Annotated in this window: 21 protein-coding genes; 4 read left to right on the top strand and 17 right to left on the bottom strand. The window is 73.9% G+C overall.

Annotated elements, in window-relative coordinates; genetic code table 11:
* Positions 1–2: 2 nt before the first annotated feature.
* Positions 3–437 (bottom strand): MerR family transcriptional regulator, encoded by a 435-nt coding sequence (locus ACFV1L_RS07935; RefSeq protein WP_380363917.1) that lies wholly within the window; start codon positions 435–437, stop codon positions 3–5.
* A 92-nt stretch (positions 438–529) separates the two neighbouring features.
* Between ACFV1L_RS07935 and ACFV1L_RS07930 the strand changes: the two genes are divergently transcribed.
* A complete protein-coding gene (locus ACFV1L_RS07930; protein WP_380363916.1) occupies positions 530–1963 on the top strand; it encodes an MFS transporter in 1434 nt (477 codons plus the stop codon).
* On the opposite strand, the gene ACFV1L_RS07925 is transcribed toward ACFV1L_RS07930, so the two are convergent.
* Positions 1921–2343 (bottom strand): Fur family transcriptional regulator, encoded by a 423-nt coding sequence (locus ACFV1L_RS07925; RefSeq protein ID WP_380363914.1) that lies wholly within the window; start codon positions 2341–2343, stop codon positions 1921–1923. The genes ACFV1L_RS07930 and ACFV1L_RS07925 overlap by 43 nt on opposite strands.
* 191 nt (positions 2344–2534) lie before the next feature.
* Between ACFV1L_RS07925 and katG the strand changes: the two genes are divergently transcribed.
* A complete protein-coding gene (gene katG, locus ACFV1L_RS07920; RefSeq protein WP_380363912.1) occupies positions 2535–4757 on the top strand; it encodes a catalase/peroxidase HPI in 2223 nt (740 codons plus the stop codon).
* A gap of 60 nt (positions 4758–4817) precedes the next feature.
* Here katG and ddaH read toward each other — a convergent pair whose 3' ends face one another.
* From ddaH to ACFV1L_RS07850, 14 genes are all read right to left on the bottom strand, one after another.
* Entirely contained in the window at positions 4818–5627 is an 810-nt protein-coding gene (ddaH, locus tag ACFV1L_RS07915; RefSeq protein WP_380363911.1) for a dimethylargininase, read from the bottom strand.
* Positions 5628–5720: 93 nt separating this feature from the next.
* Positions 5721–7073 carry an FAD-binding oxidoreductase gene (locus tag ACFV1L_RS07910; RefSeq protein WP_380363910.1) on the bottom strand — a complete coding sequence of 451 codons (1353 nt, stop codon included), beginning with the start codon at positions 7071–7073 and terminating at the stop codon, positions 5721–5723.
* Positions 7070–7408 (bottom strand): hypothetical protein, encoded by a 339-nt coding sequence (locus tag ACFV1L_RS07905; RefSeq protein WP_380363908.1) that lies wholly within the window; start codon positions 7406–7408, stop codon positions 7070–7072. The genes ACFV1L_RS07910 and ACFV1L_RS07905 overlap by 4 nt, the downstream gene beginning before the upstream one ends.
* Positions 7405–7758 carry a cupin domain-containing protein gene (locus ACFV1L_RS07900; protein WP_380363906.1) on the bottom strand — a complete coding sequence of 118 codons (354 nt, stop codon included), beginning with the start codon at positions 7756–7758 and terminating at the stop codon, positions 7405–7407. Before ACFV1L_RS07900 ends, ACFV1L_RS07905 begins: the two co-directional genes overlap by 4 nt.
* Before the next feature lie 34 nt (positions 7759–7792).
* A complete protein-coding gene (locus tag ACFV1L_RS07895) occupies positions 7793–8527 on the bottom strand; it encodes a response regulator (RefSeq protein WP_380363905.1) in 735 nt (244 codons plus the stop codon).
* A gap of 63 nt (positions 8528–8590) precedes the next feature.
* Positions 8591–10327 (bottom strand): tryptophan 2-C-methyltransferase, encoded by a 1737-nt coding sequence (gene tsrT, locus ACFV1L_RS07890; protein ID WP_380363903.1) that lies wholly within the window; start codon positions 10325–10327, stop codon positions 8591–8593.
* A 36-nt stretch (positions 10328–10363) separates the two neighbouring features.
* Positions 10364–11533 (bottom strand): acyl-CoA dehydrogenase family protein, encoded by a 1170-nt coding sequence (locus ACFV1L_RS07885; RefSeq protein WP_380363902.1) that lies wholly within the window; start codon positions 11531–11533, stop codon positions 10364–10366.
* Positions 11534–11571: 38 nt separating this feature from the next.
* A complete protein-coding gene (locus ACFV1L_RS07880) occupies positions 11572–12798 on the bottom strand; it encodes an acyl-CoA dehydrogenase family protein (RefSeq protein WP_380363900.1) in 1227 nt (408 codons plus the stop codon).
* Entirely contained in the window at positions 12795–14117 is a 1323-nt protein-coding gene (locus ACFV1L_RS07875; RefSeq protein WP_380363899.1) for an ATP-grasp domain-containing protein, read from the bottom strand. The genes ACFV1L_RS07880 and ACFV1L_RS07875 overlap by 4 nt, the downstream gene beginning before the upstream one ends.
* On the bottom strand, positions 14114–15382 hold the full coding sequence (locus ACFV1L_RS07870) for an ATP-grasp domain-containing protein (RefSeq protein ID WP_380363897.1): 1269 nt from the start codon (positions 15380–15382) through the stop codon (positions 14114–14116). Before ACFV1L_RS07870 ends, ACFV1L_RS07875 begins: the two co-directional genes overlap by 4 nt.
* Positions 15379–16656, bottom strand: a complete 1278-nt coding sequence (locus ACFV1L_RS07865) for an MFS transporter (RefSeq protein WP_380363896.1) — start codon at positions 16654–16656, stop codon at positions 15379–15381. The genes ACFV1L_RS07870 and ACFV1L_RS07865 overlap by 4 nt, the downstream gene beginning before the upstream one ends.
* Positions 16653–17720: an NAD(P)/FAD-dependent oxidoreductase gene (locus ACFV1L_RS07860; protein WP_380363894.1), complete on the bottom strand. Its 1068-nt coding sequence runs from the start codon at positions 17718–17720 to the stop codon at positions 16653–16655. Before ACFV1L_RS07860 ends, ACFV1L_RS07865 begins: the two co-directional genes overlap by 4 nt.
* The gene (locus tag ACFV1L_RS07855) at positions 17717–19264 is read right to left on the bottom strand and encodes a class I tRNA ligase family protein (RefSeq protein WP_380363892.1); all 1548 of its coding nucleotides are present in this window, start codon (positions 19262–19264) and stop codon (positions 17717–17719) included. Before ACFV1L_RS07855 ends, ACFV1L_RS07860 begins: the two co-directional genes overlap by 4 nt.
* On the bottom strand, positions 19264–20550 hold the full coding sequence (locus ACFV1L_RS07850) for a lysine N(6)-hydroxylase/L-ornithine N(5)-oxygenase family protein (protein ID WP_380363891.1): 1287 nt from the start codon (positions 20548–20550) through the stop codon (positions 19264–19266). Before ACFV1L_RS07850 ends, ACFV1L_RS07855 begins: the two co-directional genes overlap by 1 nt.
* Before the next feature lie 203 nt (positions 20551–20753).
* On the opposite strand from ACFV1L_RS07850, the gene ACFV1L_RS07845 reads away from it, so the two are divergent.
* On the top strand, positions 20754–22319 hold the full coding sequence (locus tag ACFV1L_RS07845) for an alpha-amylase family glycosyl hydrolase (RefSeq protein WP_380363889.1): 1566 nt from the start codon (positions 20754–20756) through the stop codon (positions 22317–22319).
* Between the two features lie 7 nt (positions 22320–22326).
* Here the strand turns inward: ACFV1L_RS07845 and ACFV1L_RS07840 are convergent, their stop codons facing one another.
* Positions 22327–23403, bottom strand: a complete 1077-nt coding sequence (locus tag ACFV1L_RS07840) for an ArsR family transcriptional regulator (protein ID WP_380363887.1) — start codon at positions 23401–23403, stop codon at positions 22327–22329.
* An 18-nt stretch (positions 23404–23421) separates the two neighbouring features.
* Between ACFV1L_RS07840 and ACFV1L_RS07835 the strand changes: the two genes are divergently transcribed.
* Complete coding sequence (locus ACFV1L_RS07835; protein WP_380363885.1) at positions 23422–24693, top strand: MFS transporter; 1272 nt, start codon at positions 23422–23424, stop codon at positions 24691–24693.
* The last annotated feature ends 31 nt before the right edge of the window (positions 24694–24724 follow it).

Here is a 24724-nt window from a genome sequence, read left to right as displayed (position 1 = left end):
GGTCATTCGCCCGGCGCCCAGAGCCCTTCGGCGCGGCCCTCGTCGAGGCGTCCGCGGTAGACGTCGACCTTGTGGTCGATCCGGGCCAGGTGGGACCGGAGTTCGGTGAGCCGGGCGGCGACTTCGGCGCGGTGGGCTTCGAGGAGGGCGAGGCGGTCGGGTTCGTTGCCGGGGCCGGCGGCGACGAGTTCGGCGTAGCGGCGGATGGTGCGGATCGGCATGCCGGTGGCCCGCAGGCGGGTGCAGAGGTCGATCCATTCGAGGTCGCGGCGGTGGTAGCGGCGGCGGCCGCCGGGGGTGCGGTCGACGGGGGTGACGACCAGGCCGGCGCGTTCGTAGTAGCGCAGGGTGTGGACGCTGACGCCGGTGCGTCCGGCGGCTTCGGCGATGGTCAACCCCTCGGCGGGGACCACGGGTCGGGGATTGATTTCGAGCACGCTCGAAATCGTAGCCTCGGCGCGGTGGACCGGGCGGGGCCGGTGCTGACGCGACGTCAACTCCCGTACCGGTGGCCGGTGGAGGGGTTGCGGTGTCCGAATCGGACGGTCGGCGGAAGCGGTTGGTGCTCGCGGTGTGCTGCGTGAGCATGGTGCTGGTGGTCATGGACATCACGGTGGTGAACGTGGCGCTGCCCGCGGTGCGGCGGGAGTTGGGCGCCTCGGTGTCGGCGCTGCAGTGGACGGTGGACGCGTACACGCTGGTGCTGGCGGCGTTCCTGCTGCCGGCGGGGGCGGCGGCGGACCGGTGGGGGCGGCGCCGGGTGTTCATGGCGGGGCTGGTGCTGTTCGGGCTGGGTTCGGCGCTGTGCGGGCTGGCGCCGGGGGCGGGGGCGCTGGTGGGGGCGCGGGTCGTGCAGGCGGCGGGCGGGACGATGCTGAACCCGGTGGCGATGGCGATCGTGGCGACGACGTTCCCGGGCCGGGAGGAGCGGGCCCGGGCGATCGGGGTGTTCGGTTCGGTGTCGGGGCTCTCGCTGGCGCTGGGCCCGGTGCTGGGCGGGGCGCTGGTGGACGCGCTGGGCTGGCGGGCGGTGTTCTGGGTGAACCTGCCGGTGGCGGCGGCGGGTCTGGCGGGGGCGGCCCGCTGGGTTCCGGAGTCGCGGGCGGAGCGGGTCCGGCGGTTCGACCCGGTGGGCCAGGTGCTGGTGGTGGTGCTGCTGGGCGGGGTGGTGTTCGGGCTGATCGGGGCCGGCCGGGAGGGCTGGTCGGCGCCGGTGGTGTGGGGGCCGCTGGTCGCGGCGGCGGTGTCGGTGCCGCTGCTGGGCCGGTGGGAGTCGCGGCGGTCGGACCCGCTGCTGGAGGTGCGGCTGCTGCGCAGCGCGCCGGTGGCGTCGGCGCTGGTGATGGCGTTCGCGGCGCTGTGCGCGTTCGGGGCGTTCCTGTTCGCGGTGACGCTGTACCTGCAGGGGGTGCGCGGGATGCCGGCGCTGCGGGCGGGGCTGTGCCTGGTGCCGGTGGGGGTGCTGATCGTGCTGCTGTCGCCGCGGACCGGCCGGGTGGTGGGGCGGCGGGGGCCGCGGCTGCCGCTGCTGGTGTCCGGGGCGGCGCTGGCGCTGGCGGGCGGTCTGCTGCTGCTGGTGGGTCCGGGGACGCCGGTGCCGACGCTGCTGGCGGTGTTCGCGCTGGTGGGGGTGTTCCAGGGGACGGTGAATCCGCCGGTCACCTTCACTGCGGTGTCGGGGATGCCGGTCTCGATGGCGGCGTTGGCGTCCGCGCTGGCGTCGGCGGCCCGGCAGACGGGTTCGGCGGTGGGCGTCGCGGTGGCGGGCACGCTGCTGGCGGGCGGGGTGGCGGCGGGCGGTGCGGCGTTCGTCCCGGCGGCGCGCGGGGTGTGGTGGCTGCTGGTGGCGGCGGGCGTGCTGATCGCGGTGCTCGGCGCGGCGGGGCCGGCCCGTCGGCCCGGGGGCTCCGGGGGTGCGGATCAGGCGGCGCGGCGGGAGCAGTCGGCGCAGAGTCCGCGGTAGGTGACTTCGGCGGTGGTGATGGTGAAGCCGAAGCGCTCGGCGGACGGGAGGGCGGCCAGCGGGTCGCCGGTGGGGTGGACGTCGCGGATGGTGCCGCAGGCGAAGCAGACCAGGTGCTGGTGCGGGCGGTGCGCGTTGGGGTCGTACCGCTTGGCGCGGCCGTCGGTGGCGACTTCGAGGACCTCGCCGAGGGCGACGAGTTCGCCGAGCGTGTTGTAGACGGTGGCGCGGGAGATCTCGGGGAGGCGTTCGGCGGCGCGTGCGTGCACCTCGTCCGCCGTCAGGTGGACGTGGTCGCCGTCGAGCACTTCGGCCACCACCCGGCGCTGGGAGGTCAGTCGCCACCCTCGGTCACGAAGCCGTTCCAGCAGGTCACTCATCTTGTTTCATCCATTCAGCTCAACAGACGCCCGAACTGTACAGGGGGCGCGGCGACGCACCCGAGTCGAGCGGAACCACCACCCGATTGACCAGCTTCTTGACTTAGACTGTGTCTATCTTAGGATCGACTCCGGCGAACAGCCAAGACGCCCGTTGCAGAGTGCGATCCGCCCGACCCGGAGGGACTCCCATGCCCGAGAACGACGACGCCATCGTCACCGACCCCAAGTCCGAGGGTGCGGGCGGCTGCCCGGTCGCGCACGGCCGCGCGCCCCATCCGACGCAGGGCGGCGGCAACCAGCAGTGGTGGCCCAACCGACTGAACCTGAAGATCCTGGCGAAGAACCCCGCGGTGGCGAACCCGCTGGGCGCGGACTTCGACTACGCCGAGGCGTTCAACAGCCTCGACCTCCCCGCCGTGAAGCGGGACATCGAGCAGGCGCTCACCACCTCGCAGGACTGGTGGCCGGCCGACTTCGGCCACTACGGTCCGCTGATCATCCGGATGGCCTGGCACAGCGCCGGCACCTACCGGATCTCCGACGGCCGCGGCGGCGCGGGCGCCGGCCAGCAGCGCTTCGCCCCGCTGAACTCGTGGCCGGACAACGCCAACCTGGACAAGGCCCGCCGGGTGCTGTGGCCGGTGAAGAAGAAGTACGGCAAGAGCCTCTCCTGGGCCGACCTGCTGATCCTGGCGGGCAACGTGGCGCTGGAGTCGATGGGCTTCGAGACCTTCGGCTTCGGCGGCGGCCGGGCCGACGTCTGGGAGGCCGACGAGGACGTGTACTGGGGCCCGGAGACCACCTGGCTCGGCGACGAGCGCTACACCGGCGACCGCGACCTGGAGGACCCGCTGGGCGCCGTCCAGATGGGCCTGATCTACGTCAACCCGGAGGGCCCCAACGGCAACCCGGACCCGGTGGCGGCGGCCCGCGACATCCGCGAGACGTTCCGCCGGATGGCGATGAACGACGAGGAGACCGTCGCGCTGATCGCCGGCGGCCACACCTTCGGCAAGACCCACGGCGCCGGCCCGGCGGACCACGTCGGCGAGGCCCCCGAGGGCGCGGGCCTGGAGGAGATGGGCCTCGGCTGGAAGAGCACCTACGGCTCGGGCAAGGCCGGCGACGCGATCACCTCCGGCCTGGAGGTGACCTGGACCAACACGCCGACCACCTGGGACAACTCCTTCTTCGAGATCCTGTTCGGCTACGAGTGGGAGCTGACGAAGTCCCCGGCCGGCGCGCACCAGTGGAAGCCGAAGGACGGCGCCGGCGAGGGCACCGTGCCGGACGCCTTCGACCCGCAGAAGAAGCACGCCCCGCAGATGCTCACCACCGACCTGTCGCTGCGCTTCGACCCGGTGTACGAGCAGATCTCCCGCCGCTTCCTGAACGACCCGGCGGCGTTCGCGGACGCCTTCGCCCGCGCCTGGTACAAGCTGACGCACCGTGACATGGGCCCGGTGGTCCGCTACCTCGGCCCCGAGGTGCCCTCCGAGGAGCTGATCTGGCAGGACCCGCTGCCGCAGCCGCAGGGCGAGCCGATCGACGCGGCGGACGTCGCGGTGCTGAAGGAGCGGGTGCTGGCCTCCGGCCTGACGACCGCTCAGCTGGTGTCCACCGCCTGGGCGGCGGCCTCCTCGTTCCGCGGCAGCGACAAGCGCGGCGGCGCCAACGGCGCCCGGATCCGCCTGGAGCCGCAGCGCGGCTGGGAGGTCAACGACCCGGAGCAGCTGGCGCAGGTGCTGCGGGTGCTGGAGGGCGTCCGGGCGGCGTTCAACGCGGAGGGCGGCAAGCAGGTCTCGCTGGCCGACCTGATCGTGCTGGCCGGCACCGCGGCGGTCGAGCGGGCCGCCAAGGCCGGCGGCGTGGACGTCGAGGTGGCCTTCCACCCGGGCCGCGTGGACGCCACCCAGGAGAAGACGGACGTGGAGTCGTTCGCCGCGCTGGAGCCGAAGTCCGACGGCTTCCGCAACTACCTGGGCAAGGGCAGCCGGCTGCCCGCCGAGTACCTGCTGGTGGACCGGGCGAACCTGCTGAACCTGTCCGCCCCCGAGATGACCGTGCTGGTCGGCGGTCTGCGGGTGCTGGGCGCCAACCACGGCGGCTCGCAGCACGGCGTGTTCACGGACCGTCCGGGCACCCTGAGCAACGACTTCTTCGTCAACCTGCTCGACATGGACACCGCCTGGGCGCCGGTCGCCTCCGACAACACCCTGTTCGAGGGCCGGGACGCCTCCGGTGCGGTCAAGTGGACCGGCACCCGGGCCGACCTGGTGTTCGGCTCCAACTCGGAGCTGCGCGCGGTGGCCGAGGTGTACGCCTCGGACGACGCCAAGGAGAAGTTCGTCAAGGACTTCGCCGCCGCGTGGACCAAGGTGATGGACCTGGACCGCTTCGACCTGGTCTGAGCACGAGCCGGCGAGGGCCCGGTTCCGCGCGAGCGGAGCCGGGCCCTCGCCGTACGCGCGTCAGCGGCGCAGTTCCAGGGTGCAGCACTTGACGGCGCCGCCGGCCCGGAGCAGTTCGGTCAGGTCGACGCCGATCGGGTGGAAGCCGCGTTCGCGGAGCTGCTCGGCGAGGCCGGTGGCGGCCTCGGGGAGGACGACGTTCGCTCCGTCGGAGACGGCGTTCAGGCCGAACACCTTCGCCGCGTCGGCGTCGGCCAGGATCGCGTCCGGGTAGAGGCGCTCCAGCACGGCGCGGGACTCGGCGTCGAAGGCCGGCGGGTGGTACATGATCTCGTCGTCGTCGAGGACGGCGAGCGCGGTGTCCAGGTGGTAGTAGCGCGGGTCGACCAGCCGCAGGGTGACCACCTCGCGGCCGAGGAAGGACTGCGCCTCGGCGTGCGCGGCGGTCTCGGTGCGGAAGCCGGTGCCGGCCAGGATGCGGTCGCCGGCCACCAGCAGGTCGCCCTCGCCCTCGTTGACGTGCTCGGCGTCCCGGACCTGCCAGCCGCGGTCGCGGAACCAGTCGGCGTACGCGGGGCCCTCGGCGGTGCGCTCCGGGTACCGGAAGCGGGCCCCGAGCACCTTGCCGTCGACCGCGGTGGCGCCGTTGGCGGCGAACACCATGTCCGGCAGGCCGGGCAGCGGATCGATCAACTCGACGGTGTGGCCGAGGCGTTGGAACAGCGCGTAGAGCTCGTCCCACTGGGCGAGGGCGGTGCCGGTGTCGGTGGGCTTGGCCGGGTCCATCCACGGGTTGATCGAGTAGTCGACGGTGAAGTGCGCGGGCCGGCACATCAGGTAGTGGCGCGGGCGGGCGGTTCGCGGCGACACGGTGGTGTCTCCTTCCGGGCGGGACGCGGCGGCTGACGGTCGGTCGGCTGCGCGCCGTACGGGGCTGGGCCTGGGGGTGGGGGTCAACTGGGGTCAACTGCCGACGGACTGCGGGAAGTCGAACAGTCCGTCCGGGTCGTGGCGGCGCTTGACGGCGACCAGCCGCGGATAGTTCGCACCGTAGTAGGCGGTCCGCCAGTCTCGCAGGTCCGGGTCGGTGAAGTTCAGGTACGCACCGCCGGTCGCGTGTGCGGCGATCAGGTGATCGAGACCGGCCAGCCAGCCGAGCTGCGGGGCCGGATCCTCGCCGGGCAGCCAGGAGCTGTCCAGGCTGATCAGGTACTGCGCGTCGCGGTGCACGAAGGCGGTCGCCGCCGGGTCGACGCGGTTGATCGCGCCGCCCCAGCCGAACAGGGCGAACCCGCTCCCGTCCGGGTTGCCGCTCGGGGGCGCGGCGGCGAGGTGGGCGAGCGCCCGGGCGACGGCGTCCGGCGGCAGCGGGTCGACGGCGAAGTGCGTGCGGACGGCGAACGCCCCGCCGGCGGTCTCGTGCTGCAGGTAGTCCATCGCGTCCCAGAAGTCCCGGTCGGCGATGTCCGCGCGCGCGGGCCGGCCGGCGGCGAGCGCCGGTGCGAGGAGCTCGCGCAGCTCGGCGGCCGGGCCGAGGTGCAGGCCGACGGCCGACACCACCGTCCGCCCGGCGGAGGCGGCGACGCCGAGGCGCAGCGAGGTCTCCTCCGGGGCGGTGCGCATCAGCTCCTGGACGGCCTCGAACACGGCGGGCGCGTGCGCGACGTCCCACAGCAGCAGGCAGGTCGAGGCGGCCGGCGCGGGGACCGCCTGGAAGGTCAGGTCGAGGTTGATGCCGAAGTTGCCCCCGCCGCCGCCCCGGCAGGCCCAGAACAGGTCCTCGTTCCGGGTGTCGTCGCAGGTCAGCACGGTGCCCTCGGCGGTGGCCAGGGTGGTGGCGCGGAGCGTGTCGGCGGTCAGTCCGAGCCGGCGGGAGGTGGCCGCGGACCCGCCGCCGAGGGCGAGCCCGGCGATCCCGACGCCCGCGCCGTTGCCGAGCGGCAGCGCGAGGCCGTGCGGCCGCAGGGCGGCGTACAGCGCCCCGGTGAGCACGCCGCCGCCGACGGTGACCCGTCCGCTCCCGGGGTCGACGGCGATCCCGTCCAGGGCCCGCAGGTCCACCACCAGGCCGGAGTTGACGGAGTGTCCGGCGTACGAGTGGCCGCCGCCGCGGGGCACGATCGGCACCCCGCTCTCCCGCGCCCACTCCACGGCCCGCAGCACGTCCTGCGGTCCGGCCGCCCGCAGCACGGCGGCCGGCGCCCGGTCCGCCCAGCGCTCGTTGAACGCGGTGGACGACTCCCGGAAGGCGGGGTCGCCGGGGCGCAGCACCGGCCCGGCGGTGGTCTTGTCGAGCAGCTGCCAGTCGGCGGTCACGGGGCGACCTCTTCGATGGTGGAGGTGCCGGTGCTGGGCTGGGGGCCGTAGCGTTCCCAGGTCTCGTGGAGGCGGATGCGGCCGTCGGGGGTGCGGGTGGGGGTGTTGCGGGTGCGGCCGCAGACGACTTCGCCGGTGGTGAGGACGAAGGTGTAGCCCATGGCGAGGGTGCCGTCGGGCTGCCGGGTGCCGGCGGTCCAGCCGCGCCGGACGGCGCCGCCGGCGACCTCGCCCCAGACCAGGTCGCCCTGCTGGTGGTAGACGGCGACGGTGCGGTGGTCGCCGTCGGGTGCGTGGAAGCGGCGGCCCTCGAAGTCGAACGGGGAGTCCGTCATGCCTGCCACCAGATCGCGTAGTAGGCGAAGTCCTCGTCGTGCGGGTTGGCGACGGCGTGGTCGGTGTCGGCGGGGAGCAGGACGAGGTCGCCGGCGGCGATGGGGTGGCGGTCGCCGTCCGGGGTGCGGACCTCGCCGCGGCCGCTCATGCAGATGAACAGTTCGCGTTCGGTGTGCTGGTGGGTGTCGGTGAGGTCGCCGGGGCGCAGCACGCACCAGGCGCCGTGGAAGGGGGTGGTGAGGTCGCCCCAGGGGTGGAGCAGGTTGAGGTCGAGGCCGTGGGCGCGTTCGAGGCGGTCGGGTTCCTGGCGGCGGATCACCAGGCCGGCCGGTGGGGCGCTGTCGGACATGGCGGGGCTCCGTTCGGGGTGAGGCGGGAGCGCGTCAGCCGGCCGCCGCGTGGCCGAGTCCGGCGTCGCGGGCGAGGACCAGGGCCTGGGCGCGGTCGGCGACGCCGAGTTTGCCGAGGATGCCGGAGATCCGGTTGCTGACGGTCTTGGAGGCGAGGGCGAGCTCCCGGGCGATGGCGGTGTTGGAGCGGCCGGCGGCGAGGTGTTCGAGCACGTCGCGTTCGCGGTCGCTGAGCTGCGGGAACGGGTAGCTGCGGGGCCGGGCGCCGGTGCCGATGAGGGTGCCGAGCCGGGCCGCGATGGTGCGGTCGACGATGGCTTCGCCGGCGCCGACGGCGTGGATGCCGCGGACGATCTGTTCGGCGGTGGCGCGTTTGACGAGGTAGCCGCGGGCGCCGGCGTGGAACGCGGCGGCGACCGCCTTGTCGTCGTCGAGGCTGCTGAACACCAGGACGCCGGTGTCGGGGGTGAGCCGCACGATCTGGCTGATCATCCGCATTCCGGCGGCGTCGTCCATCTGCGGGTCGAGGACCAGGACGTCGGGCCGGTGGCGGGAGGTGGCGGCGAGGACTTCGCCGGTGGTGCCGGCCTCGCCGACCACCGCCGCACCACCGGTGGCCTCCACCATCGAGCGGACGCCCTGCCGGACGGCGGGCTGCCCGTCGGCGAGCAGCACGGTCAGCGGCGCGGAACTCCCGTGCTGGTTCATCGTCCCCTCGCGGCGTGTGGTGGTGCGGCGGGTGGTGCGGCGCTGCCAACAGTGGATCACCGGCAGTGATGATTCCGTGACCTCATCATGATCTGATCAAATCGCCAGCTCAAGTGCGCAATGTCATACAGGAGTTGGCAGATGTGAGGATTGGGCGGCGGATTCGGCCGATTCGCGGGCCCGACGCATGATCTCCTCCCGGCCGCGCCAGTGCGACCAGAACGCGCCGGTGTAGCCGAGGCCGCCGAGGCTGGTGAGGAACGGGTTGTCGGCGTAGTTGTTGTCGTGCTCGCTCATGCCTTCGACGGTGGGCAGCATGACGCGGTGGTGGTCGGCCGGGTCGATCAGCGCCCACAGGTCGGTGACGGCGCCGTGCCAGCGCTCCTCGGGGTCGGTGGCGCGGGCCGGGTCGGGCAGCAGGTCGGGCGAGAAGTAGCAGACCAGCCGGAAGTTGCCGTTCTCGTCGAACATGAACTGCCGTTCGTACTCGGCCGGGGAGGCGCACATCCGCAGCGGCTTGAGCACGATCGGGCCGTCGGCGGTGTTGGACTGCAGGCCGGGGACGGTGCGCACGCCCGCGCACTGCTCGGCCAGGTCCATGCCCATCGGGGTGTAGGGGAACAGCCGCAGCCCGAGCGAGAAGCCGGTGACGGTGGCGTCCAGGGCCATGAAGGCCTCCACGCAGGCGCGGACCGTCTCGGGGGTCTCCCCCGGCATGCCGAACAGGGCCTCGACCATGGTGAGGATGCCGCGTTCGTGGCAGAGCCGCACCAGGCGTTCGGTGTCGGCGAAGGTGTAGTAGGTGCCGCCCTTCTCGGTGACCTTCCAGCCGCTGAGCACCTCGGGGCGGATGTGGTCGCTGCCGACGTTGACGCCCCGGCAGCCGGCGGCGGCCAGCAGGTCGGCGAACTCCTCGTCGAACGGGCTGGGCTGGCAGTAGACCCAGAGCCGCAGGGAGTTCAACGGGTTGTCGGGGTCGGCGTGCCGGCGGCGGACGATCTCCCGGAGCAGGTTCTTGGCGTGCGCGACGGACAGGTTGAACTCGCTGTCGGTGGTGTGCTGGTCGAGGATGCCCTGGGCGGCCAGCGACTCCATCTCGTCGACCACGGAGGCGAGTTCGCGCTGTCCGTAGCGGGTGCCCTTGGCGTCGGGCTCGACGCAGTGCGAGCAGCGGTAGGCGCAGCCGTTCTTGGTCAGGATGGAGCCGAGGCCGCCGCGCCGGTAGTACTGCAGGTTGTCGACCCGGTTCGGGACGCCGGAGCGCCGCCGGTACACCGAGAGCCGGTCGACCTGCCACACCCGCGGCTCGAACTGCCCCGTGGCCTCGACCTGTTGGGTCTCGCCGTGGCGGACCGTCAGGAACGCGGGCGGGGTCCGGACGGCGCCGTGCTCGGTGTTGCGGATCAGGCCGGGGATGGCGGAGGTGTCGCGGCCCTCGGCGATCGCGGCGGCCAGCTCGCAGAGGATCTTCTCGCCGGGGCCCTTCACGCCGTAGTCGATGCCGAAGTACTCGACCAGGGCGAACGGCATGGTCGAGAAGCCGATGCCGCCGCCGACCACGGGAGCGTCGGTGAGCCGGCGGATCTCGGTGATGATCTCCCGGTGCTCGCCGACGAACGGGCGCTGCTCGAAGGCGTAGACGGTGTCGGTGTTGCGGACGGTCACCCCGACCAGCATCGGGGAGCGTTCCGCGAAGTACTCGTGCAGGCAGGTCTTCCAGTCGTCGCGGCGGAAGGTCAGGTCGAGCACCTCCACCTCGAAGCCGGCGTCCTCGAGTGCGGTGGTGAGCACGTCGAGGGCGTACGGCGCGATCGGCGGATGCACCTTGTTCGGGTTGACCAGCAGGACGGGTCCGCGCATCGGGTGTTTCCCCCCTTGGGTGTGGTGGACGGGTGGTCAGACCAGGCCGAGGCTGATGCCGAACTCGGGTGCGCCGCCGACCAGGTACGCGCCGGCGGACTGCAGGATGCGGTCCTGTGCGACCAGGTGCTGGGCCATCACGGCGGTGTCGCGCAGCCAGCGGTCCATCGGCGCGGTGCGGTAGACGGACCAGGTCTGCAGCAGGTCGTAGGAGCGGGCGACGATGGCCCGCGAGCTGCGGAAGGCGTGCAGCCAGGAGAGCGGGCAGGCGGCGCGCTCGGTCGGGGTGAGGTCGTCCGGCGTGCCGCCGGCCTCCAGCACCTCCCACTGGCGGCGCATGGCGCCGTACACGCCCTCCCGGGTGGCGTTGAACTCGGCTTCCAGCCGGGCGACTTCGGTCTGCACCCGGTAGCTCTCGGACCAGCTCTGGCCGGCCATCCGGTCGTAGCGGGTGGTGGCGACCTCGTGGACGTGGTCCAGGACGGCGCGGGCCACGCCGAGCGGGACGCCGCACATGGCGCGGGTGAAGGAGTCCGGCTGGGTGAGCGGGGAGGGGCGGCCCTGCGGGGTGGCGAAGGTGTAGGTGTGCTCCTCGGGGACGAACACGTCGGTCATCGTGTAGTCGCAACTCCCGCTGCCGCTCAGGCCGGTGGGGTTCCAGTTGTCGATCACCTCGACCTGCTCGCGGCGGACCAGGAACTGCCGGGAGTCGTGCCGGTGCTTGCTGCCGGGCGCGGCCCACGGTTCGCCGTCCTGGTACAGGAAGGCGCCGGAGGTCACCCAGTCGGCGTGCTTGATGCCGGAGCCGAACGACCAGCGGCCGCTGAGCCGGAAGCCGCCGGGGACGCGTTCGGCCTTGCCGGAGGGCTGGAGCAGGCCGGCCACCACCAGGTCCAGTCGCGGGAAGACGTCCTTGGCGACGGTCTGGTCCAGGAAGTTGGCGTAGATGCCGGTGTTGGCGCCGATGACCGCGCACCAGGCGGCGGAGGCGTCACCGTAGGCCAGCGCCTCGACCACCTCGGTCTGCTCCATCGAGGTGAGGCCGGGGCCGCCCCACTCGGGGCCGAAGCACATGCCGAACACTCCGGTGCCGCGCAGCAGTTCGACCACGTCGGCGGGCAGCGTGCGGTTGGCCTCGATCTCGCCGGCCCGTTCGCGCAGGACGGGAGCCAACTCCCGGGCGCGGCGCAGGATCTCCGTTGTCATGCTGGTCTTTCTCCTTCTCCGTCGGGTGGTGGGCGGTGTCAGTGGAGGCCGAGGCCGATCCGGACCTTCGGCCGGCGGCCGAGCAGGTAGGCGCCGACCGACTCCAGGACGACGTCGTGGCCGATCTGGCCCTGGCTCAGCACGGCGGTGTCGCGCAGCCAGCGGTCCATCGGGGAGTCCCGGTTGATCGACCAGGTCTGCAGCAGGTCGTAGAGCCGGCCGACCACGTCGCGGGCGACGTGGACGGCGTGCAGCCCGGCCAGCGGGACGACGCCGCGCTCGACGGTGCTGAGGTCGTCCAGCGAACCGCCGGCCGACAGCACCTCCCACTGGCGGCGCAGCGAGCCGTACACGCCCTCCCGGGCGGCGTTGAACTCGGCCTCGCAGCGGGCGATCTCGGTCTGCACCCGCCAGCTGTCGGACCAGCTGCGGCCGGCCATCCCGTCGTAGCGGGTGGTGGCGACCTCGCGGGCGTGGTCGAGGGCGGCCCGGGTGATGCCGAGCGGGACGCCGGGCAGGGCGCGCATGAAGGAGTCGGACCAGGCCATCGGGTTGGACTCGACGCGCGGCTCGAAGAAGGTGAAGGTGTGGTTCTCGGGAACGAAGACGTCGGTCATCGTGTAGTCGCAACTGCCGGTGCCGCACAGCCCGGTGGTGTCCCAGTTGTCGATCGGCTCGACGGCGGAGCCCGGGACGAAGAACTGCATCGAGTCGTGCTCGTGGGGGCTGTCGGGGGCGGCCCAGGGCTCGCCGTCCTGGTAGATGAACGCGCCGGAGGTCACCAGGTCGGCGTGCCGGACGCCGGAGCCGAACGGCCAGTGGCCGCTGAGCCGGTAGCCGCCGGGGACGCGTTCGGCCCGGCCGGCCGGGACCAGCGCGCCGGCGGTGATCAGGTCGGGGCTCGGGTAGAGGGCGCGGACCGCCTCCGGGACGAGGAAGTTGGTGATCGCGCCGCCCATCGCGCCGATTCCGGCGCACCAGCCGGCCGAGGAGTCGCCGTAGGCGATGGCCTCGATCACCTCGCACTGCTCCAGCGAGGTGAGGCAGGGGCCGCCCGTCCGGGCGGAGTGGCCGATCCGGAACACGCCGGTGGCGCGCAGCAGTTCGACCACGTCGGCGGGTAGGGTGCGGTTGGCCTCGATCTCCGGGGCGCGCTTGCGCAGGACGGGCGCCAGTTCGCGGGCGCGGCGCAGGATCTCGGCGGCGTCGAGCGGGGCGTCGTCCGGATTGTCGTTCGCGAGGTCGAGCGGGGTGTCGGTGTTCATCGGTCCACATCCAGGAGTCCGGCGGGCATGGTGAAGGGGGCGTGCGGGTCGGCGGGTTCCACCGCGGTGGTGACCGTCTCGACCAGGGCGGCGGCGGCGTCCAGGCGCCGTTCGCAGTCGGCGACGCTGTCGGCCTCGCAGACCACGAAGGAGTGCCGGGCCAGGTAGCCGCCGGGAGGCAGCCGCAGCACGGTGCCGGGCGGGGCCATCGGCGCGGCGTGCAGCAGGCCGGGTGCGTCGCCGGGCTTGGGGAGGGTCAACTCCTCCAGTCGGCAGTCCTGTTCGGGGCAGCCGAAGCGGATGCCGGCCACCGCGGTGCGGGTCGGGGCGGTCTCGGGGCGGCGGCCGACCGCGACGTCGAACAGCACCTCGCCGGGCTCCAGGCCGGTGGCGATCCTCCCGAGCAGCGGGATCAGGTCGCCGCCGAGCCGGCCGTTGACCTCGACGATCAGCGGGCCGCGCGGGGTGAGCCGCAGCTCGGTGTGGGTGATGCCGTCCTCGACGCCCAGCGCGCGGTGCGCGTCGGCCAGCACGGCGAGCAGCTCGGGGTCGGCGAGCAGCGGGTCGGCGGCGTCGACGATGTGGCCGACCTCCTCGAAGTACGGCTCGTCGCTGCTGTACTTGCGGGCCAGGAACAGCGGCAGGTACTCGCCGCGGTGGACGGCGCCGTCGACGCTGATCTCCGGTCCGCCCGCGTACTCCTCGACGATCACGCTGGCCCGGTACGGGCCGGGGTCGACCCGGCTGGCGGACAGCGCGGTGTCGAACGCGGCGTCGAGTTCGGCCTCGTCGGCGGCGAAGACCACGCCGATGCTGGCGCCCATGGCGCGCGGCTTGAGCACCACGGGGTAGCCGATCCGGGCGGCGGCGGCGCGGGCCTCGGCGAGGTCGGTGGTGAGCGCGAAGCCGGGCTGGCGCTGGCCGGCCGCGGTGAGCACGGTGCGGGTGCGCTCCTTGTCGCGGACGCCGCGGACGCCGCGTTCGGACAGGCCGGGGACGCCGAGTTCGGCGGCCAGCAGGCCGGCGTCGAGCACCAGCGGTTCGTCCCAGCAGAGCAGGCCGACGATCCGCTTGCGGGCGGCGATCCCGCGGACGGTGGCGTTCATGGTGGCGGTGTCGAAGACGTCCGCGACCACGATCTCGTCGAAGTACTCGCGCTGCCAGGTCGGCCGCAGGTTGTTGACCAGCAGCAGTTCGAGGCCGGCGGCGCGGGCGCGGCGGCTCATCGGGCCGACCAGGTACTCGCGGTACTCCTTCAGTCCGCTGCCGATCACCAGCAGCGTGCCGGGCTCGGCCGCTTCCTCCTGGTGTTCCGTCATGATTCCTCCTCTGCTCGGGAGTCGATGTCGAACCGGACCAGCGCGGCGGCCCGGTCGGCGAGCCGGCGGGCCTCGGCGGGGGTGTCGGCGAGGGTGGTGACGATGCCGACCCGGTCCCAGGAGCTGCGCAGTCCGGCGGCGCGGTGGCCGGGGGCGATGCCGACGACGGCCAGCTGCACGCCCTCGGCGGCGGAGGCGGCGTCCAGGCCGTGCACGGCGGTGACGGTGCCGGGCCGGTCGGGGGCCAGGAAGGCGGCTGCGGCGGCGCGTTCGGCCTTGGCGGGCAGCGGGCCGGGCTGCTCGCCGCGCATCAGCGCGTAGTAGGCGCGGGTGAGTTCGACGGGGTACGCGGCTTCGATCAGGTCGGTGATCGAGTCGCCGGGCAGCCGGCCCGCGCACTCGACCAGGACCGGTACGCCGTCGGCGAGGATCCACTCGCAGTGCAGCACGCCGGTGCCGAAGCCGACGGCGGTGGCCAGCCGTTCGGTCTCGGCGGCCAGCAACTCGTGGGTCTCGGTGGGGAGTTCGGCCGGGACGGTGTGCCCGGACTCGATCGGGTACGGGCCGGGGTAGAGCAGTTTGCCGGTGGTGTTGGCGAACACCGGGCGGCCGTCGGCGACCAGCATCTCGACGCTGAACTCCGGCCCCCGGACGTACTGTTCGGCCAGCATGACGGGCGGGATCGGCCGGTCGGGCACGAACACGCCCTCGTCCTGGGCCTGCCCGAACGCCCAGGCCGCCTCGGCCTCGGCGGGCGCGCGGACCACCAGGGTGCCGACCGAGGCCTGCCGGTTGGCGGGCTTGAGCACGGCCGGACCGGGGTGCCGGTCCATGAAGGCGGCCAGCTCGGCGGCGCTCGCGACCGGCTCGGAGGCCGGGTTGGCGATCCCGGCGGCGGCGGCGACTACCCGCAACTGGTGCTTGTCGCGGAGCAGTTGGGCTGCACCGAGGCCGGCGCCCGGGAGTCCGTAGCGTTCGGCGAGCCGGGCCGCGAACGGCACCGCGTACTCGACGGCGGGGACCACCGCGACCGGGTCGAGCCCGGGGTGGGCGGCGTGGAAGGCGTCCGCCCGGCCCGGCAGGTGGTACTCCCATTCGATCAACTCGCGGGCGTACCCGATGCCCTTGACCGCCTCGGCGAGGTGCCGCTTGCGGGCGACGTCCGGTTCCTCGATGTAGACCACCGAGTCGGCGCCCTGGAAGCCGGCCAGGGCGGGCACCGCGAAGGCGACGTAGCCGACGACCAGGACGGGGCGGGCGCTCATGCCGTCCCCCCGGCGGGCCCGACCGTCTCCGGCAGGGCGGCCTCGGCGGCCCGGCGGTCCGCGTCGCGCTTGATGCCGTACACCGCGAAGGCGCCGGCCAGCGCGGCCGTCAGGCCGGCCATCGCCCAGAAGCCCTGGCCGAACCGTTCCCACAGGTAGACGCCGAACAGCGGGGCGGCGGCCCCGGCCAGGCCGGTGACGGCGTGCATGGCGGCCAGGTAGCGGGCCTTCAGCGCGGCCGGGAAGGTCGCCGGGTGGGCGAACATGCTGGGCGCGGCGGTCATCATCCCGGCGACGTAGACCACCATGCCGAGGACCACGAAGGCCCCGGCGTGCGCCGCCAGCCCGTACACCGCCAGCCCGATCGCGTTCAGCGCGTGGCCCGCGCCGACCGCCAGGTAGGTGGGGATCCGGGTGATGTACGCGGTGATCTTCAGCTCGCAGCTGATCAGGATCACCGAGGAGGTGGCCAGCACGGCGCTGTACAGCCAGGTCGGGTAGCCGTCGCGGACGATCTCCAGCGGCAGCGAGACGGAGGACTGCACGTAGGTGACGGTGCCGAGGGTGATCGCCGCCAGGTACGCCAGGTAGGCGCGGTCGCGCAGCATCGCCGCGTACACGGCCCGGCCGGTCGCCCGGCGCTCGGCGACCGGGACGGCCGCCGGCTCGGGCATCGCCTGCCGGGGCAGCAGCCGGTAGGCGAGGGCCGCGTAGAGCAGGGTGGTGGCGCCGTCGATCCAGAACAGCAGGTCCCAGTCGAGCAGGATCACCGCCGCGGCGACCAGCGGGGCGAGCGCGGCGCCGACGTTGAGGGCGATCCGCATCATGGAGAACGCCATCACGTGGTAGCGGTCCGGCATCAGATCGCTGAGCAGCACCGACGCGGCGGGCCGGTACGACTGGGCGAACAGTCCGGCGCCGGCGACGGCGAGCAGCAGCGGCACCAGCAGGCCGGGCCGGGCCAGCAGCGGCAGCACGGCGACCAGCGGCGCGGAGCCGGTCATCGCGATCACGATGGTGGTGCGGGCGCCGAACCGGTGGGTGGCCTCGCCGCCGAGCACGGTGCCGACGGCGGTGCCCAGGCTGTACGCGCCGAGCGCCAGGCCCGCGGTGCCGTCCGACAGGTTCCGGTGCGTCAGGTAGAGCACCAGGAAGGTCTGGACGAACGCGCCGAGCTGGTTGACCAGCACGCCGCCGAGCAGGTACCGGACGGTGGCCGGGGTGGCCCGGAGCGTGTCGAGGACGCCGATCGGGGGTCCGTCTTCGTCGGTCATGCCGCCTCCTTCACTGCTTGGGCGATGCGTTCCGCGACCAGCGGAGCGGTGGAGAAGCCGCTGCCGCCGCAGGCGGCGCGGGTCCACAGGCCCGGGGTGACCCGGGCCAGCAGCGGGCCGCCGGTGGCGGCGTCCGCGGTGTAGTGGCAGACCCGGACGCCGGCCCGCGGGTAGCGGTCCAGGTCGGGCAGGATGCCTTCGGCGGCGAGGCGGTCCAGGTGGGGCTGCTGGTCCTCGCCGCGGCTGTCGGTGTCCGCGACGGGGCGGCACACCGTGTCGGAGCTGAGTTTGAGCAGGGTCCCGGCACCGGGCGGCAGCACCCAGCCGCGGCCCTCCCGGCCGAGGCCGCCCGCGGCGGGCGCGTCGTCCCAGCGGTCGCCGCCGGCGGGGCGGCCCAGGTAGAGCATGGTCTGCCGGTACAGGGTGACGGGGGCGGCGGCGAGCCGACGCGTCCAGGGGCCGCCGGCCAGCAGGGCGAGGTCGCCGCGGAGCACCTCGCCGCTGTCCAGCACGATCCGTCCTGAGCCGGTGAACACCGAGCGGACGGCGCTGTGCGGGCGCAGCGTGACGCCGGGGCGGGCGGCGAGCCAGCGGGCGGCGGCGCGCAGCACCCGGTCGGCGAGCAGCACGCCGCCGGTGCGTTCGCGGACCCCGACGGTGCCGGGCGGCAGGCCCAGCGGCGGGAGCCCGGCCCCGTCCGGCAGGTCGACGGGGACGCCGGCCTTGTCGGCCTCGGCGAGCAGGTCGTCGAGGCGGTCGGCGGGGTGGGCGGTGAGGACGCCGACCCGGCGGTAGAGCGGGGTGCCGAGCAGGGTCTCCAGTTCCTGCCAGTGGCGGTGCGCGGCGAGCCGGCGGGCGGTGCCGTCGGGGTCGCCGGGCAGCAGGGTGCGGATGGCGCGGTGCTGGTCGTGGGAGGTGGCGTCGGGGTTGGGCAGCGGGCCGCGTTCCAGGACGGTGACCCGGTGCCCGGCCCGGGCGCACGCGACGGCGGCGAGCAGGCCGGTGACGCCCGCGCCGACCACCACCACGTGCGCGGCGGCGCTGCCGAGGGCCGTGGTGCTCACCGCCCGCCGCCGCGGACCCTGGTCGCCAGCCTGGGCAGCGGGCGGGGCTGGACGGTGGTGGCGGCCGGCTCCGCGGGGATGGCCGTGTCGGGCAGCGCCTCGGCGGCGAGGTCGACGAGCAGCGGGGCGGCGCAGCGCAGGAACAGGTCGAGTTCGTGCCAGAAGTCGCCGGCGTCGGCGTCGGTGACCTCCCAGCGGTCGAGCCGGCCGAGCTGTTCGGTGAGGGTGAAGGCGGCGGCGCTGAGGCTGAAGCGGCGCGGGCGCAGGGCGGCCGCGAAGCGTTCGGCGATCAGTGCGGCGTGCTGCCGGGAGCGGGCGCTGACGGGCAGCGGGCCGCGGTCGAGGTGGGCCTCGGCCTTGGCGGCGACCCGGTTCCAGGGTTCGACGAGGCGCTGTCCGCAGACCCGGTCCATGGCGGCGCGGGTGAAGTTGGTGCGCTGGAAGTCGGGGCCGGTGGCGGCCAGGTAGTAGCGGACCAGGTCGCGCGGGACCTCGGCGGTGAGTTGACGGCCGGTCACCACGTGGCCGCGGCTGGTGGAGAACTTGTCGCTGTCGAGTTCGTAGAACTCGTTGGTGACGAAGTGCGCGGGCAGCGCGAGTCCGCCGAGGGCGAGCAGCATGGCGGTGCCGGCCAGCGCGAAGGCGAAGCTGGCGTCGGAGCCGAAGAAGTACACCACTTCGGGTCCGGCCTCGACGGCCCAGTGCCGCTCCTCGTCGCCGGGGACCTCTCCCCTGGCCTCGGCGGCCAGGGCGATGGCGTGCAGGCTCCAGGCGACGGTCTCGGTGTCGGAGTAGAGGACCTGGCCGGGGGTCTCCGGGAAGGGGGCGGGGATGCCCCAGTCGATGGGCAGGGTGATCGGGTAGTCGGGGAGCCGGCGGGCCATCAGCTCCTCGACGAGCTGGGCGAGCCGGGGCCGCATGGTGGGGGCGAGCCGGGCGAAGTAGGAGGCCAGGGCGGTCCGGTGCTCCTCCAGCGGCAGCACCAGGACCTCCTTCTCGCGCAGTTCGACGGCGAGTTCGGGGTGCCGGGTGGAGCGCGGGTCGAGCAGGTCGCCGGAGGCGATCCAGTGGCCGCAGTTCTCGCACAGTCCGGCGCAGCCCTCGGCCAGGCAGACCGGGCAGCCGCCGCGCACGTACGCGTCGGTGAGGTACTCGCCGGTGTCCGGCAGGTACGGGAACCTCACCCTGCGCAGCCTCAGGTGGCCTTCGCCGTGCAGCCGTTCGAAGAAGGTGCGGACGGTCTTCAGGTAGCGCTCGTCGAACCGGACGAAGCCGTCGGGGACGATGCCGGCGGCGGCGAGGGTGGCCTCGACCTGTTCGGCGGCGCGCAGCCGGAGCTCCTCGGGCTGTTCGCCGAGGCGTCGGGCGGTGGTGACGATGTAGTTCTGGGTGAAGTGCACGCCGGTGCCGAACAGGGTGTCGCGGGCGGTGGCCCGGGCGTAGCGGGCGCACACGTCGGCGGACAGGAACGGTCCGGCGAGGTGGCCCAGGTGCAGGTCCCCGTTGGCGGTGGGGCCGGGGGCGACGACCAGCAGCGCGGCCATCAGCGTCCGCCCGCCGGGGCGGTGGCCAGGCCGTGGCGGGCCAGCAGGTCGCCGGTGATGTCGCGGGCCCGGTGGGCGAGCACGCTGATCAGCGAGTCGGCGATGCCGTGGGTGGCCTCGTTGACGCCCTGCAGGTACAGCGCGGCGTCGGTGCCGGCGCCCAGGTCGACCCGGTAGTGGCGGCTGACGGCGACCTCGGGGAGTCCGGCCTTCCCGGTCAGCTCCCGGACCATGGCGGGCATCCGGCTGTCGTAGCCGGTGCCGAGCAGGACCAGGTCGCAGCGCTGCTCGACGGTCTTGCCGGTGCGCCGGTCGCGCAGGTCGAGGACGACCTCGCCGTCCTCCTCGCGGGCGGCGACCACCTCGGTCATCGGCCGGACCTCGGCGCGGCCGGTGCCGATCATCCGCTCGCGGTACAGCACCATGTACAGCTCGTCCAGGAACGGCGGGGCGAGGCCCGCGTAGTTGGTGAGCCGCATCTCGTCGAGCACCTGGGCGCGCATCTCGGCCGGGGCGTCGTAGAACTCGTCGACGAAGGACGGGTAGAACAGCTCGTTGACGAACTTGCTGGTCTGGTAGTTCTGCAGGCCGATCGAGCGGACCAGCATGGTGACGGTCGAGTTCGGCAGGTTCTCGTACAGCGCCATGAACATCTCGGCGGCGCTCTGCGCCCCGCCGATCACCACGGTGCGCAGCGGCGCGTCCTTGTCGACGGCGCTGATCCGGCTGCGGAACCGGGCGCTGTGGATGACCTTCTCGGCGGGCAGGTCGGCGAACACCGCCGGGATGTGCATGTCGCGGCCGGCGCCGACGACCAGGTCGCGGCAGCGGATGGTGTCGCCGTCGGCGAGGGTCACCAGCCAGCCGACCAGTTTGCCGTCCGCGTCGTAGCGGGGCTCGGTGGCGGTGACCTTCGCGTCGTAGCGGATCCGGACCTTCTCCAGCGAGGCGGCCACCCACTGCAGGTAGTCGGAGAACTCCCAGCGGTGCGGGTGGAAGGTGCCCAGGTTGATGAACTGGTCCAGCCGCCCGTGCTGGTGCAGGAAATTGAGGAACGAGAACCGGCTGCGCGGGTCGCGCAGGGTCACCAGGTCCTTCAGGAACGACACCTGGCTGCGGGCCCACGGCATCAGCAGGTCGCGCTGCCACTTGATGTCCGGGGCCTGCTCCAGCAGCAGGGTGCCTTCGGCCAGTTCGGCCGATCCGCTCTCTTCGATCGCGGCCGCGAGGGCCAGATTCGCCGGGCCGGCGCCGATCGCCAGTACGCCCACTTCCAGGTCAGCCATGCTCTCCCCCAACTCGGGTCTCTCCAGGGCGGGTTGTCGCGTCGAGAAACCTAGGGAGCGGGCCTTCCCGGCAGGTAGGGACGGGTTCCCGGGCGTGGGGGAAATTCCGGAACGACCGTCGGCGGTCCGCCCGGTTCCCGGCCCGCCGGGCCGGGCATGGCTCAGGGGTACCGCTGTGGTGTTCGGGACGAGAGGGGACGGGCGTGGGGACGGAGTGGGCGCGGGGTGCGGTGCTGTACCAGATCTATCCGCAGAGCTTCGCGGACGGGAACGGCGACGGCATCGGGGACTTCGCGGGCCTGACGGAGCGGCTGGAGTACCTGCAGTGGCTGGGGGTGGACGCGGTGTGGCTGAACCCGTGCTTCGCCTCGCCGTTCGGGGACGCCGGCTACGACGTGGCGGACTACTTGGCCACCGCGCCGCGCTACGGCGCGCCGGAGGACCTGGCGAAGTTCACCGACGCGGCGCGCCGGGCCGGCATCCGGGTGCTGCTGGACCTGGTGGCGGGTCACACCTCGGACCGGCACCCGTGGTTCGTGCGCTCGGCGGACGACCCCGACGACCACCGGTACGTGTGGGCGGACCGGCCCGCACCGGGCTTCGTCGCCTCGCCGGGGAGCCGCCCGGGCTGGTACCGGCCGAACTTCTTCGACTTCCAGCCGGCCCTCAACTTCGGGTACGCGCAGCAGGATCCGGCCGAGCCGTGGCGGCAGCCGGTGGACGCCGACGGCCCCCGGGCGAACCGGGCCGCGCTGCGCGAGATCATGGCGCACTGGTTCGGCCTGGGCGTCTCCGGCTTCCGGGTCGACATGGCGTCCTCGCTGGTGAAGGACGACCCCGGCTTCGTGGAGACCGGCAGGCTGTGGCGGGAGACCCGCGCCTGGATGGACGCGAACCACCCGGACCGGGTGATCCTCGCCGAGTGGGGCGACCCGGCGCGCTCGGTGCCGATGGGCTTCCACGGCGACTTCTTCCTGCAGTTCGGCGGCCCGACCGACGGCGCCGCGCTGCGCTCGCTGTGGGACAACGGCGCGGGCACCGTGCACGAGCACTGGCCCGAGCAGCCCTGCTACTTCGACGCCGACGGCCGCGGTTCGATGGACCCGTTCGTCGCCGAGTGGGAGCGCGCCGCGCACGCCGTGGCCGGCCGGGGCTTCGCCTCGCTGCCGACCGCCAACCACGACTGGTCCCGGCTGGCGACCGGCCCGCGCACCCGCGAGCAGCTGGCGGCGGCGTTCACCTTCCAGCTGACCTGGCCGACCGTCCCGGCGATCTACTACGGCGACGAGATCGGCATGCGCTACGTGCCGGGCCTGCCGGACACCGAGGGCAGCGTGCTGGGCCCGCGCTACAACCGGGCGGGCTGCCGCACCCCGATGCAGTGGGACGCGACGCCGGACGCCGGCTTCTCCTCCGCGCCCGCCGACCGTTTCTACCTGCCGCTGGACCCCGCCCCGGACCGTCCGGACGTGGCCACCCAGCGCGCCGACCAGGCCTCGCTGCTGCACCAGGTGCGGCAGCTGATCGCGCTGCGCCGCGCGCACCCCGGCCTCGGCCCGGACGGCCCGGTCGAACTGCTCCACACCGGCTACCCGTTGACGTACCTGCGCGACGGCCGCTACCTGGTGGTGGTCAATCCGCGCCGGACGCCCGCGCACCTGCCGGTGGAGCGCGAACTGCCCGGGCGGCTGCTGTTCGGCCGGGGCGTGTCGGTGACGCACTCGGCGCTGCACGCGGACGGCTTCTCGTACGCCGTGCTCACCCACTGACCGGCCGTCACGCCCCCGATCCGCCCGCCCCGCAGAGCAGTTCGGCCGCGGCCGTGCGCAGGTAGAGCACGCTGCGGCCGGTGCGGTGGCGGGCGGCGAGGCCGGCGGCGTGCAGGGCGTGCAGGTGGTGGGAGACGGTGGGGGCGGACAGGCCGGTGCGGGCGGCGAGCTCGGCGGTGGTGGCGGGCGCGTCCAGTTCGGCGAGCAACCGGGCGCGGGCCCGGCCGAGCACCCGGGCAAGGCCCTCGGGCGTACCGGCCGTTCCGTCCTCCCACAGCGTGGCCACGCCGCGCGGCGGGTAGACCAGGCCGGGCTGCCAGGGCGGGTTGAGCTGGGAGAAGACGCCGGGCCAGGCGAACACGGTGGGCACCAGGACGAGTCCGCGCTCGCCGTCCAGCCGGTACTGGGCGTCGAAGTGCCGGTGCCCGATCCGCAGCAGGTCGTGCTCCCAGCTCACCGACGGGTGCAGGTCCGCGAACAGCCCGGCCGGCCCGCCGGCCGCCAACTGCCGGGCGCGGCGCAGGATCTCGCCCTCGACGAGCCGCTCGATCCGGGTCCGGTGCGGCGCGATCGCGGCCTCCCAGTAGGCGCGCAGCTCGCCCACCAGCCGGGCCAGCCCGGCCTCCGGATCACGGTCCAACGCGGCGACGAGCGGCGGCAGTTCGCCGCCGATCCGGCCGAGGTCGCGGCGCACGACGGCGGCCGGCAGGGCGGCGAGCTCGGCCAGCTGCTCGTCCAGGGTGGGGCTGCTGCCGGTCGGCACGGGGGTGAGGAAGTCCGGCACGTACACCGTGGGCAGCCGGACCAGCTGGGACAGCAACTCCCAGGACACGCCGGCCAGCCGGCGCCGCGCCTCGCGGGCCCAGGGCAGGTGGACGGCGCTCCGGCCGGGGTCCTTGAGCACCTCGACGCTGGTGGCGAGTTCGCACAGCGGCGAGTGCGCGAACCGGGTGCGGGCCAGGTCCTGCGCCGAGAACTTCCAGGTCAGCAACGGCCCTCCGGGCTCCGGGGCGACGCCGGTGGACGTCGGCCCGGCGGCGGCGAGGATTCGACCAGGATGGAATTCCTGGGCACCGGTGATCATCGCAGCGAGCCTGGGTCGGTGACCACCACGCTCCCCGTCCCGCTCCGGGACCGCCTCGGCCTGCCCGCCTCCGCGGGCCGGCACCGCCGGCTGATCGGCGCCCACCTGATCGACAGCCTGGGCACCGGCCTGGTCCTGGCCTTCACCCTGGTGTACTTCGCCCGCACCACCCCGCTGCCGCTGACCGCGATCGGCGCGGCCGTCTCCGCCGCCCGCCTGCTGGCCCTGCCGACCGCCCTGGCCGTCGGCCCGCTGATCGACCGCCACGGCGCACGGCCGGTGGCGGCCGCCGCGAACGCCCTGTCCGGGCTGGCGTACGCGGGCTTCCTGCTGGCCGACCGGGTGTGGCTGATCGGGCTGGTCTGCCTGCTCGCCCAGATCGGCCAGGCCGGCTACTGGACCGCCAGCACCGGCCTGGTGGTGCTCGCCTCCCCGCCCGCCGAGCGGACCCGCTGGTTCGCCCTGGTGCAGACGCTGCGCAACACCGGTCTGGGCCTGGGCGGGGCGCTCGGCGCGCTGCTGGTCGGCGGCGGCGCGGACGGGCTGCGGCTGCTGGTCGCCCTCAACGCCGCGTCCTACCTGGCGGCGGCCGTCCTGCTGACGGTCTGGCGCCCCGACTCCCCGCCTCCCTCCGCCGCCGCGGAACGCCCCGCCCGGGGCGGCTACCGCACCGTGCTGACGGACCGTCGGTACCTGCTGATGGTGGTGTCGAACCTGGCGTTCGTGCTGTCCTCGATGGCGCTGTCGGTGCTGATCGCCCTGCACGTCACCGAGGCGCTGCACCTGGACGCCTCGGTGGCCGGCGGGCTGCTCGTCCTCAACGGCCTTCAGGTGGTCGCCACCCAGAGCCCGGTGTCGCGGCGCCTGGAGGGTGTCCGGCCGACCCGCGCGGTGGCCGCCGGCTCACTCCTCAACGCCCTCGCCTTCGCCGGGTTCGCGCTGCTGCCCGGCGCACCCGGCCCGGTGGTCGGCGCCGGGCTGGTCGCCGCCATGCTGGTGTACAACCTCGCCGAGACGGTCGCCACGCCCGGCCGCGAGGAACTGAGCGTGGCACTCGCCGACCCCGCGCTGCGCGGCCGCTACCTCGCGGTCAACCAGCTGTCCTGGAGCATCGGCCAGGCCGTCGCGCCGGGCCTGCTGACCGTGCTGTTCGTCCACGGCCCGGCCTGGCCCTGGCTGTTCCTGCTGGCCCTCTCGCTGGCCGCCGTCCCGGCACTGCTCCGGCTGGAGCGCCCGGCGGCCGCACTTCCCGACATTCCGTCGGAAAACGGAACGCCGCGACGGGTCTAGCATTCCGTCAGGGTGAGGTACGCCGACGGGA

Origin of the sequence: Kitasatospora sp. NPDC059646, from assembly GCF_042734615.1 — a bacterium.
Lineage (GTDB): Bacteria > Actinomycetota > Actinomycetes > Streptomycetales > Streptomycetaceae > Kitasatospora.
Note: the sequence above shows the minus strand (reverse complement) of the source record. Positions and strands in the feature narration are given on the sequence as shown.